Origin of the sequence: Rufibacter sediminis (assembly GCF_014269285.1) — a bacterium.
GTDB lineage: Bacteria > Bacteroidota > Bacteroidia > Cytophagales > Hymenobacteraceae > Nibribacter > Nibribacter sediminis.
The window spans coordinates 21,435-33,927 of record NZ_JACOAF010000035.1; the positions used below are offsets into that span (position 1 = coordinate 21,435).

Annotated in this window: 8 protein-coding genes; all 8 read left to right on the forward strand. The window is 52.1% G+C overall.

Annotated features, from left to right (window positions below; all coding sequences use genetic code 11):
* Positions 1–15 precede the first annotated feature (15 nt).
* The 8 genes from H7U12_RS22475 (at position 16) to H7U12_RS15335 (ending at position 12,386) form a co-directional block, all read left to right on the forward strand.
* Positions 16–2,442: an ROK family protein gene (locus tag H7U12_RS22475; protein ID WP_206683937.1), complete on the forward strand. Its 2,427-nt coding sequence runs from the start codon at positions 16–18 to the stop codon at positions 2,440–2,442.
* A gap of 105 nt (positions 2,443–2,547) precedes the next feature.
* On the forward strand, positions 2,548–4,239 hold the full coding sequence (locus H7U12_RS15305; RefSeq protein WP_241749452.1) for a class I mannose-6-phosphate isomerase: 1,692 nt from the start codon (positions 2,548–2,550) through the stop codon (positions 4,237–4,239).
* 8 nt (positions 4,240–4,247) lie between these two features.
* On the forward strand, positions 4,248–5,642 hold the full coding sequence (locus tag H7U12_RS15310) for a sugar porter family MFS transporter (RefSeq protein ID WP_241749454.1): 1,395 nt from the start codon (positions 4,248–4,250) through the stop codon (positions 5,640–5,642).
* A gap of 110 nt (positions 5,643–5,752) precedes the next feature.
* Positions 5,753–6,568: a hypothetical protein gene (locus tag H7U12_RS15315; protein WP_186639553.1), complete on the forward strand. Its 816-nt coding sequence runs from the start codon at positions 5,753–5,755 to the stop codon at positions 6,566–6,568.
* A gap of 237 nt (positions 6,569–6,805) precedes the next feature.
* Positions 6,806–8,017: a DUF4185 domain-containing protein gene (locus H7U12_RS15320; RefSeq protein ID WP_241749456.1), complete on the forward strand. Its 1,212-nt coding sequence runs from the start codon at positions 6,806–6,808 to the stop codon at positions 8,015–8,017.
* A 141-nt stretch (positions 8,018–8,158) separates the two neighbouring features.
* Complete coding sequence (locus H7U12_RS15325; RefSeq protein WP_186639557.1) at positions 8,159–9,400, forward strand: DUF4185 domain-containing protein; 1,242 nt, start codon at positions 8,159–8,161, stop codon at positions 9,398–9,400.
* 193 nt (positions 9,401–9,593) lie between these two features.
* A complete protein-coding gene (locus H7U12_RS15330) occupies positions 9,594–11,063 on the forward strand; it encodes a sialate O-acetylesterase (protein ID WP_186639559.1) in 1,470 nt (489 codons plus the stop codon).
* A gap of 72 nt (positions 11,064–11,135) precedes the next feature.
* Complete coding sequence (locus tag H7U12_RS15335) at positions 11,136–12,386, forward strand: DUF4185 domain-containing protein (RefSeq protein WP_186639561.1); 1,251 nt, start codon at positions 11,136–11,138, stop codon at positions 12,384–12,386.
* Positions 12,387–12,493: the final 107 nt, after the last annotated feature.

Consider the following 12,493-nt stretch of genomic DNA (forward strand, 5'->3'; position numbering starts at 1 on the left):
ACATACCTCTCTTTTATGAAAAAAGCGACCGTGGCCCTTCTGGCGGTGCTGGCGCTGCCTTCCTGCCAGGACTTTCTGGAGGAAAATCCCAAGAACCGGGTGGCTATTACCAACTTTTACCAAAATGCAGACGATGCTGTTGCGGCCGTAAACGCGGTGTACGGTTACTTGAACTCAACCAGTACCGGTTCAACTGCGGGGGTTTACCATAGTACGTTTTGGGTAACTGCGGGCTTGGCCTCAGACGAGTTGCTGAACAACCAGATTTTCGCTCCAGACCTGGATCAACTGGCCACCTTTACCCACGGTCCGCAGAACGCCGCCTTGCTGGAAATCTGGGCGATGCATTATAAGGCCATCACGGTAGCCAACATTGCCATTGAACGCATTCCGGGTATTTCAATGGATGAGAACCTGAAAAACAGGCTCGTCAATGAAGCCCGTTTTCTGAGAGGGCTGCTGTATTTTAACCTGGTGCGCATGTTTGGCAATATCCCTTTGCTTACGAAGGAAGTAGAACCTCTCACCCCAGCCGTCTCTACCCCTGACCAAATCTATGCTCAGATCATTTCAGACCTGACGTCAGCTGAAAACCTTCCGCTGGATTACCCTGCCGGAAATGGGAAAGGCCGTGCCACCAAAGGAGCTGCCAAAGCGCTGCTGGCCAAGGTATACTTAACCCGTAAAGACTGGGACAATGCTGCCAAAAAAGCCAAGGAAGTCATTGACTTAAACAAATATGCACTCTGGGAAGATTTTGCACAGGTTTTCAAATTAGAGAACAGAAACGGCAAGGAAGCCATCTTCTCCATTGGTTTCGGCGATCAGGGAGGAGCTATCAGTTTTTGGGAGGTGGGCCAGTTTCAGGTCCGGCTCCTCCCCAATGAACTAAGCGCCGAAGGCGTAGAGAATGCCCAAGGCTGGCAAATTCCTACCATGCACCTGTACAATTCCTTTGACTTCAATGACCGCCGACGGGAAGTTACTTTTCTGACCCAGTATGTGAATAGAAGCGGGGCCGTTACTCCCATCAGGCCTTATATCCAGAAGTACTGGGACCGAGCCTCTGAACCGAAAGGCAATGGTTCGGCCAATGACTTCCCCATTCTGCGGTATGCTGATGTTCTCTTAATCTACGCAGAAGCGAATAATGAACTGGGTAATCTTGTCTTGGCGCATGAGTACATCAACATGGTGCGCAAAAGAGCCCGTTTTGACGGCGCTGACTACCGTGCCTCGGTGCCAGATTATGTGGGGCTCACCAAAGAGCAGATGCGTGCTGCTCTTCTAAAGGAGAGAGCCCATGAATTTGTAGCCGAGGGGCAGCGGTGGTTTGACCTGGCCCGCACAGGCACGCTGGAAACCCTGGTCCCCTTGGCCAAATCGGGAGTAGTGCCATCGGCCAAGCATTACCTGTTTCCTATACCTCAGCGGGAACGGGATCTGAATCCCAATCTTCCTCAGAACAACTATTATTCATCGAAGGCTTTCAAGATGACTGAACCGATCACCATAGCCATGGACTTGGGTGGCACTAAGATAAAGTTGGGGTTAGTCCAAGGAGGGAACATTCTGGCCCAAGCACAGATGGACGCTTATTCAGACCAAGGTCTAAGAGGAAGGTTGCCCTACATCAAACAAGCCATTGACGAACTGCTGGATGTGGAACGGATAAACGTAGTAGACATTGCGGGCCTGGGAATTTCTATTCCCGGCATTGTAGATAGCAGAAAGAAGAAGGTACTCTCCATCGATAAAAAATATGGGGATGCTCCGGGGATTGATTTTACCTCTTGGGCCCGCGCGTCCTGGGGATTGCCCTTGATTCTTGAGAATGATGCACGTGCCGCCTTGGTGGGAGAATGGCAATATGGCAATGGCCAAGGCATGGAGAATGTCGTGCTCATGACCTTAGGAACCGGGGTGGGAACGTCTGCGGTCATAGAAGGGAAAGTGTTGCGGGGCAGCCATTATCAGGCTGGTATTTTGGGGGGGCATTTCACCGTCAATGTCTTTGGCGGACGCTGTAACTGTGGGAACATGGGGTGTGTGGAGGTGGAATCTTCTAGCTGGAGCCTAGAAGAGAAAGTGAAAGCCCAGCCACTCTATGCTGAAAGCAAACTGAAGGGAGAGCCCAAAATAGACTTTGCCGCCCTTTTTCACTGGGCTGAGCAAAAAGATCCGCTTGCCCTGCAGATGCGCGATGAGTGCCTTGATGTCTGGGCTGCCTGCGCCATCAACCTCATTCACGCTTATGACCCCGAAGTCTTGCTGGTAGGAGGAGGCATCATGGGCAGTGGTGCTTACATCCTCCCTTACCTCCAGGAAAAGATCCATCAACTAGCCTGGACCCCCTGGGGAAAAGTAGAGGTACGTGCCGCCTCATCTTTTGATAGTGCAGCTCTTTTGGGAGCAGGTTACTTAGTGTTACACCAAAATTAAAAGGTTTTGAAAAAATCAAACTACGATAAGTTTCCAGAGATTAAGATGGAAGGCCATACAGCGGTGGCTGGCTGGGAGAAGATTAGCCAAACCCTTCAGCAGAAAATGGCAGAAAAGGCAGAGGCAAAGCAAGTGGTGGTAGTAGAATGCTACCATGGGGTAGACACCCTGGAGGTGCTCGCCGCACTTGAAAGACACTTGCAACCGGTACTTACCATCAATGCTACTACTGCTTTAAAGTCGGAACAACAGGTAGATGAGTTGGTGCAGGAGTACGTCACGGATGATCCAGTGTTTGGGTACATGGCTCCGCTACACCTCGTGGATTTCTTCGATGCCCAGCGCGTGGAGGCGGTTATAACGGAAATTCAGCAAGTACCAGAGGGTTTGGTGTTAGTAGTAGGGACAGGGGCGAGTCTCTTGTGCCAGGAACCTACCTTGCTGGTCTACGCCAACATGCCCCGCTGGGAAATCCAGCTGCGGTTCAGACAGAACAAAGTGGGAAACCTGGGTGCCCGCAACGAGAACGAAAGCTTCTCCTACCTCTATAAGAGAGCCTTTTTTGTAGACTGGCGGGTATGTGACCGCCATAAGAAAACCCTGCTGGGACATTGGGATTTCCTGCTGGATACCACGGTGCCCGACTCCCCTAAATTAGTGACAGGGGCTGCCTTCCAAGAGGCTTTACAGCAAACCATCACCCGGCCATTCAGGGTAGTGCCTTTTTTTGACCCAGGGCCCTGGGGAGGGCAGTGGCTGAAAGAGGTCGTGGATCTGGACCGGTCTGAGGTGAATTTTGCCTGGGGGTTTGACTGTGTGCCAGAGGAGAACAGCCTGCTCTATCGGTTCGGGGAAAACGTGGTGGAAGTGCCTTCGCTGGATCTGGTTTTTTCTCATCCGGAGGAATTGCTGGGCAAGGAGGTGTTCGAAGCGTTTGGCGATGAATTCCCGATCAGGTTCGACTTTCTGGATACCATGGAAGGCGGCAACTTAAGTTTACAGGTGCACCCCCTGACCGAATACATCCAGGAGAAATTTGGAATGCCTTACACCCAGGATGAAAGCTACTATATGCTGGAGGCCAAAGAGGATGCTTTTGTGTACCTGGGTATGAAAGAAGATGTAGTGCCGGAACTCATGTTACACGAATTGGAGGCCGCCCAAACCCAGGGGCAGTACTTTGAGGCAGAAAATCACGTGGAGAAGTGGCCTATCAAAAAACATGACCACGTGCTCATTCCCGCAGGCACCGTGCATTGCTCTGGTGCGAACAGTGTGGTGCTGGAGATCAGTGCCACTCCCTACATCTTCACTTTCAAGTTATGGGACTGGGGCCGAATGGGCTTAGACGGTAAACCACGACCTATATCATTAGAACACGGTAAAAATGTGATCCAATGGGACCGAACCACCCAATGGACCCAGGAGAACATCCTGAACAAGGTGGAACCAGTAGGCGAGGGCGAGGGCTGGCGCGAAGAAAGAACGGGACTACACGAGGGCTCCTTTATCGAAACCCGCCGACATTGGTTCACCAGCAAAGTGCCGCACGACACGAATGGAGTGGTCAATGTACTGAACCTGATTGAAGGAGCCGAAGCCCTTGTGGAGAGCCCTACCCACGCCTTTGAACCGTTTGTGGTGCACTACGCCGAGACGTTCATTGTGCCGGCCGCCGTGGGGGCCTATACCATACGACCATACGGGAAAGGAGAAGGCAGTCAATGTGCTACCCTCAAAGCCTACGTACGCACTCCGCTCAACTTCACCGCAAAATATACCATCACCCAAAACTAATGCTAGATATGGAAAAGACAGCCAATAACTGGTTTGTGTATCGGATTACCATGGTGGCGGCCGTGGGAGGGCTTCTCTTTGGGTATGATACGGCTGTGATTGCCGGAGCTATTGGTTTTCTACAGGCCAACTACCAGTTGTCTTCGGCCATGATGGGATGGATTGCCTCTTGCGCCATCATCGGGTGCATGGTAGGGGCTATGTTCGCGGGAGGGTTGAGTGATAAGGTAGGCCGCAAGAAAGTACTCATGTTGTCTGCCATTCTGTTTGCGGTATCCTCCATAGGAACCGCCATGCCCCCGAATCTAACCTGGTTTGTGGTGTTCAGATTGATTGGAGGTTTGGGGATTGGCATTGCGTCTATTCTGGGCCCCATGTACATCACCGAGATTGCCCCAGCCGCTATCCGGGGAAGGTTGGTTTCTATCAATCAGTTGGGCATCGTGTCTGGTATTCTGCTCATTTACTTTGTGAACGCGGGCATTGCGGGTTTGTATGACGAGGCCTGGAACATTACCACCGGTTGGCGTTGGATGTTCGGGTCTGGGATTATCCCCTCGGTTGTTTTTATGCTGCTGCTCTTTTTCGTGCCGGAGAGCCCGCGTTGGCTGGCGAAGAAAGGGCAGGTGGAGGAACCGTTGGCTATCCTGACCAGGATCAACGGCAGGGGACAAGCCCAACTGGAACTGGATCAGATCAGAGCCACTTTATCAGAGGAGACGGGCACGCTAGGTGAATTGTTCAAGCCAGGGCTGCGCAAAGCCTTGTTCATTGGGGTTGTGCTGGCCATCCTGTCGCAGATCACGGGCATCAACGCCATCATGTACTATGCCCCTGAAATTTTTAAATCAACCGGTGATGGTTCCGATTCGGCGCTGTTACAAACCATTCTGGTAGGCACCGTGAACCTCCTTTTTACCATTGTAGCCATCAAGTATGTAGACAACTGGGGCCGCAAGGGCTTGTTACTGGTGGGGTCGGCGGGCATGTCGGTGTGTCTGCTCATCATTGGCGGCGCTTTCTATCTGGAACTGGTCAAAGGCTACATTGTCTTAGTGTTCATTCTGGCTTATATCGCCTTCTTCGCGGTGTCACTGGGGCCACTGGCCTTTGTTATTGTTGCCGAAATATTCCCTAACCGAACCAGAGGCCGGGCCATGTCTATTTGCCTGAGTGCCCTTTGGGTGGCCGTATTCATGGTATCACAGTTCTTCCCCATCCTCCTTGAATCTATTGGCAGTGCCTATACCTTCTGGATTTTCATGATCATGTCAGTAGTGACCTTTGTTTTTGTATGGCGTCTGGTACCCGAAACCAAAGGCAGATCTCTGGAGGAAATTGAACAATCCTGGACTACCGGCCATGCCGCTTCACAACATCCGCGCCCGTTGGTGGCCAAGTAATTCTGGGTACAGATCACGCTTAAGGCCTGTCCAGAATGTCTGCACCACTACTACATTGTGTTCTCATCAAGTGCTTCATTGACTTAAACAAATCATTAAAAACCTGAAAGATGAAAAAGACGAAGTCTATCCTGTTCACCTGTCTTGCCCTGATGGCGATGACCCTGTGGACCTCCTGTTCCGATGAGGAATCCACCCCAGATGCGCCGGTGGTTACTTTATCGCAAGACGATATCTCCGGTAAAACCGGACAAGACATTTCGGTGAAAGTCTCCGTCTCAGCGCCGGGAGGCTTGAAGTCCCTGACCATCACCAAGCAGGTGAATCTCCAGAATGATAACACCTATGGCACCAACGGGGTACAAACGGTCCAAATTCCTTCCACCGGACAAGCGTCTTATGAGCACACCTTTACCTATACCCATGCGCCCGGTGAAGTAGATAAACTGGTGGGATTCACCTTCAAGGCAGAAGATGCCAACGGGAAAATCACGCAGAAAGTACTCACTGTGAATACTACCGCCTCAGGGGAGCAAATCCTGTACACGTACCGCTGGAACCTGAAAGGGAAGATGCACACAACTCCCAACCCAGATGTCAATGACCTGAAAGATTGCGAGACTGATGATTCCTTTGTCTACAATGAAAACGGCACTATGGCGGTGAACTACGGCACCAAAGCCTGTACTTTCGACGGATTGAACGTTTACACGGGTTGGTCTTTAAGCGATGATGAAAAGACCTTCACCCAAACCTATGCCAGCGTCTTTGACCCCAGCAATGTAACCGTGGAAACCTACAACGTGAAGTCTCTGACGAAAGACCGAATGGTGCTGGAGATAACCTTAGACCTGTCAGTGTTTGGTCCGCCCTATACAGACAAGGAAACCTTTGAATATACCTATGACGCCAGTCCGAAGCAATAATAGGGACGCATTTGAGTTGTTCAACCCTATTTCCTCTTTCCGTTTCTGGCCCGTTTTCCTGAAAGCAGGCCAGAAACGGAAAGAAAAGCTACGACGGTAGTTTACCTGCCTTTTTAGGAAAAGAGCCTCAAAACGCCATGCTGTAACAGTTCCCTTCCTGCTTCACTGGTACCAGAGATGCTATTTAATCCCCTCATATTTTCTTAAGCCTACCCTATGCTTTCTAAAAAGAGTTTCATGAAAAGTACTGCCTTCCTGTTGGTCCTGTCTTTGGTTTCCTGCGCCTCTGAAAAAGGCGACGCAGACGGCGTAGACCAAAAGAAGCCGGTGAACACAGACATCAACACCCTTCAATTCACCGTGGAGGAAGCCCCCCAGTGGACGGCGCTTTTCAAGCGGAACTCCGGCTGGTTTGGGGCAGACGGTATCTTCGCCATTCCTAAAAACGGGGTAGACACCGCCGGGGCGGGCAGAAGTACAGAAACAATGCTGCTCTTCAGTGACACCATGATTGGCGATATCAAAGACGGAAAACTGAGCCCTGGGTACAAAATGATCCATAACTCAGTGGCCATCATGAAGGGAAATACGCCCTCGCCTGAAAACATCACCTTTTACTGGGACAAAGCCGCCAACGGCAGCCATACGGCCATTTTTGAACCTAGGACTCCGGCGGCCAAACCCGGCGAATACTACTGGCTGGGCGACGGTTTCGTGAACACGGCCAAGAACAATGATACCTACCTTTTCGGGTACCGGGTGCGGGACACGGGGGCGCAGGTGTTCGGGTTTCAGGAGGTGGGCAACGCCTTGATTGTGATACCTGCTGGCAGCAAACCACCCTTCAAAAATCAGCGGCAACTGGATACGCCCTTCTTTTTACCCGGGAGCGGGCCCGATGATTATGGCTCTCTGGGGGCCGGTATTTTCGTGAATACCCGGGAGGCGGGTGCCCCCAACCCCGATGGGTACGTCTATGTGTACGGCATGCGCGGGAAAGCCAAGAATGTGATGGTGGCCCGGGTAGTTCCCGGGGAGATCGAGGATTTCAGCAAATGGCGCTATTGGGACGGCACCACCTGGAACGAGGACATCAACAAACTGGCCAACATCACAGACCGCGCCTCCAATGAGCTCAGCGTGACCCCGCTCCCAGATGGGCGTTACGCCATGGTGTTCCAGACCGATGGAATAGGCAAAACCGTAGGTCTCCGGCTGGGGCTATCCCCGCAGGGACCGTTCGGCCCCATCATCAACCTCTGGGACTGCACCGAAGACATCAAGATGGACAAAGACTTCATTGTGTATAACGCCAAAGTGCATTCCAATCTTTCTGAGCCCGGAGAGTTGCTGATCAGTTACAACGTCAACTCCTTTGACTTCTTCAAAGACATTCTGGTGCACCCCAACCTGTACCGCCCCCGGTTCATTAAAGTGAAACTCCAGTAGGGGAGTTCCGCAAGCAAGATTTTGTAGCGCCACATGGGTGCCGTTTTAGACCGGTTTTCGGGAAAACGGGCCTAAAACGGAAAGACTAAGAAAGCCGCCGGGCTGTCATGTTGACCATCAGCAACCCCCAACCGATTTTCTATGCGAGCGAATTTTCTGCGATATGGTTTCAAGTGGGCAGCGGTAAGCCTCTGCTCGTTTGGATTCGTGTTCCTGGGGGCGGGGTGCCGAGGGAGAAATGACCTGGCAGAGAAATCGGGTGGGGCGGGGTCTGCTAAGGGACCTGTTCCGCAGGTAAGGGCTACTCCGGCGTTAGAGTGGGACCAGGTGCTGTTGCGCAGTTCCGGGTGGCTGGGCGGCGACGGGCTCTACAGCATGCCCTTGAACGGAGTCAGGAACCAAAGGAAGAGCGGGAATACAGACACCTTCCTCTGGTTCAGTGACTCCATCATTGGTACTATCAAAGAAGATTCGCTGCAAGCCGGTTGGGCGATGGTGCATAACTCAGTGGGGTATGTGCGGGGGAGTACGCCTGATCCAAACAACATGGCGTTTTACTGGGGCAAAGACGAGCAGGGCAACCCGGCCGACCTATTTGTGCCGCGCACCCCTCATGCCCAACCCGGTGACTATTACTGGTTAGGCGATGCTTTTTTCAATCACCGCAAAGACAGCACGCTCTACCTTTTTGCTTACCGCATCAAGAAGTTGCCCGGAGGAGTGTACCCCTTTGAAGACGTTGGGGTATCTCTGATCGTCCTGCCCAAGGGAAGCCGTCCCCCCTTCAGGAACCACCGCCAGTTAGATACGCCTTTGTTTCTGAAAGACAGCCAGGGGAAGGGAAAAGTAGTTTTTGGGGTAGCCGTGTTGGCGAACACCGTAGGCGCCGGCGCCCCTCGGCCCGATGGCTACGTGTACGTGTACGGAGTACGGGGCATTGGCAAGGAATTGCTGGTGGCACGGGTGAAAGAAGAAGCATTTGAGGATTTCAGTCAATGGCGTTATTGGGACGGCACCACCTGGAGCGAAGATATCCATAAGTCGGGGGCGCTCACCAGCCGCGTCTCCAATGAGATGAGCGTGAGTTTTATGGACGATGGCCGCGTCATGGCCACTTACCAGTTAGACACGGATGCACCCACAGTCATGATTCAGGCAGGGCAGACACCCACCGGACCTTTTCAGCCGGCCAAGCGCATCTTTGAAACGCCCGAAATCTACGATGACCTGGACTTTTACACCTACAATGCCAAAGCGCATCCGCACCTCTCCGGCCCGGGTGAGTTGCTGATCAGCTACAACGTCAACTCCTTTGACTTCTTCAAAGACATTCTGGTGCACCCCAACCATTACCGCTCCCGGTTCATCAGAGTGAAACTTTAAGACCAAATGCTGGTCTCCTCAGAAAAATAAAATGCAGGACTGCTGTTTTGCGCCTGTTTTGGCCAAATCAGCTTAAAAATAGAAAGCCATTTACATACAGCTGTACGGTTATATGAGCAGGTTGACATACACGTTACTTTTCTTGGTTTGCTGGGTAGGGCCGTTCTTCTGCAGAGGAGCCGTCAGTGAAAAAATGTGTTCTTCCCAGTATGGCCCAGTGGCGGTAGAATTTTCGTTGGCGGCCATTCTGCAGAGCAACATGGTGATTCAGCAGGCAAAGCCCTTCTCGTTGTGGGGGACCGCTCCCGTTGGAGACACCATTTCCCTGGCGGGTGACTGGACAAAGACCAACGTGTCTGTGGTGGCAGATGCGACGGGGCACTGGAAGGGCCAGTTACCGGTTCCTGCGGCCAAGCCCCATGATTTCACGCCGCATACTATCACCATCATCCACCGGGGTAGGCGGGTGGAGCTTTCCAATGTACTGATTGGCGAAGTGTGGGTCTGTAGCGGCCAGTCTAACATGGACATGGAAATGAAGCCGGCCTTGCCTTGGTTGAGAGGCGTGTTGAACCATGAACAGGAGATAGCCGGGGCCAATCATCCGGAGATACGGTTTATCAATATAGAAAACAGCTTCAAGAAAACGCCTCAGGAAAATGCCAAAGGTACCTGGATTATCTGTTCGCCTGCTACCGCCGGTGACTTGAGTGGGGTGGCCTATTACTACGGGCGTGAGCTGCTGCAGAAACTAAAGGTGCCGGTGGGATTAGTCGTGTCTTCGGTGGGCGGGTCTGCCTGCCAGGCCTGGACCAGCCGGGAGGCCCTGGAGGCAGACGCAGCCGTTAAGGCGAAGTATTTGACTCCTTATCTTGAAAGTCCCCAGGCCCAGGAAAGCCTTGATTCTGTGAAAACGCTGGAGAAACTCTTTGAAGTATTGGCCCGGCCAACGCTCCTGTACAATGCCATGATCTATCCCTTGCGCCAACTTTCCATAAAGGGGTTTCTCTGGTATCAGGGCGAATCAAACAAAAACGATGGAAGCGCCTATACCCGTCTTTGCACCGCCATGCTGCAGGGCTGGCGGAAAGACTTTAACCAGGGAGATCTCCCTTTTTATTATGTGCAGGTCACGCCGTATAACTGGGAGGAGAATGACTCCACCGCCACCTATTACGCCCGCTTCAGGGAAGCACAAGAGGCCATGCTGCAGGTCAAAAACACCGGCATGGCCGTGACCATGAATATAGGCGAGGTGAAGGACATCCACCCCAGGAACAAGAAGGACGTGGGGCTAAGGCTGGCACGTATTGCCTTGGCCAAAACCTACGGCCAGTCTAAAACAGTGAACATGGGTCCCAAGCTGAAGAGTTTCACCAGAAGTGGAGCAACGGTGAAGGTGACTTTTAAGCCAGAGAGCCTAGGAGCCGGAATCACCACCACAGACGGTCAGGCACCCAGGCATTTCTATGTGGCGGGCAAAGATCAGGTGTTTCATCCAGCAGAGGCGAAAATCATCAGGAACGAAGTATGGCTCACCTCTGACAAAGTAAAGGAGCCGGTGGCAGTGCGGTATGCCTTTACCAATTATCCCATCACCAACCTCGCCAATAATGACGGATTACCAGCCATGCCTTTCCGCACCGATACGTGGGATAAGTAGATCATACCTTATTCCTTTTAACCTATAAAAAGTGAGTTTGTCTCACCAAGTCCTACTAGCCTCATGAAAATAATGAAAACACCTTCCACTAATCTGTGCAAAAGGAGCATCGGTCCAAGAATCTTTTCCTTGGGTTTCTTGTCACTGCTGGCCTTAAGTTGCGCGAAACAAAACGATACGGAACAGCAAACGGTAGCGGCAGATGAAACAGCGGCAGGAGCTAATCGGTTGGTGAGCGCCGTGTCAGTCCCGCAATGGGAGCAGATGCTGCAGCAAAACTCCGGCTGGCTAGGGGCAGATGGTATTTACAGCGTGGCCCTGAATGGGGTGGAGAAAGCGGGGCAGGCAGACAGTACAGATACTTTCTTCTGGTTCAGTGACACCATCATAGGGGCCATTAAAGAAGACTCGCTGCAGGCAGATTGGGAGATGGTGCATAATTCGGTTGGGTATCTGCCGGGCGGCACCCCAGACCCTGGACGAATAAAATTCCATTGGGGAAAAACTGCACAGGGGAAAACAGCCTCCATGTTTGAACCGCATACCCCCAATGCCCAGCCCGGAGATTACTATTGGCTGGGCGATGGCTTTTTCAACCACCGCAAAGACAGCACCATCTACATTTTCGCGTACCGAATAAAACAGCTTCCCGGTGGAGTCTACCCGTTTGAAGATGTGGGGGTTTCTTTGATTGCGCTGCCCAAAGGCAGTAGACCTCCGTTCGAAAGCCATCGGCAGATGGATACGCCGCTGTTTATCAAAGACAGCCAAGGGAAAGGGAAGGTAGTCTTCGGGGTAGCTATTCTGGCGAACACTGTAGGAGCCAGGGCACCCAAACCAGATGGGTTTATCTATGTCTATGGGGTGCGGGGAGAAAAGAAGGAGCTGCTGGTGGCCCGGGTAAAAGACGAGGCCTTTGAAGACTTCAGCCAGTGGCGGTACTGGGATGGGACCTCGTGGGGCAAAGACGTGCACCGGGCGGCGGCACTTACCAATCGGGTTTCCAACGAGATGAGCGTGAGTTTCATGGAAGATGGCCGGGTCTTGGCAACCTATCAGTTAGACACCAACTCACCCACCGTGGCTATTCAAGCGGGCCAAACGCCCGCCGGGCCTTTTCAACCCGCTAAAAAGATCTACGAGACTCCAGAAATCTACGAAGATCTGGATTTCTACACCTACAACGCCAAGGCGCACCCGCACCTTTCCAAACCCGGTGAACTGTTGATCAGCTACAATGTCAATTCCTTTGACTTCATCGCCGATATCCACCAACATCCGCATCATCTCCGGCCAAGGTTCATCTCTTTAAAGTATAAATAAGGCTTCCTGCATTTGGGAATGTCTTGCAAAAGCAATGTTTCTGTTGGACTTAGTAAATTATTGAGGGGTTTCGTTTTGCGGCTGTTTTTCTAAAAACAGCCGCAAAA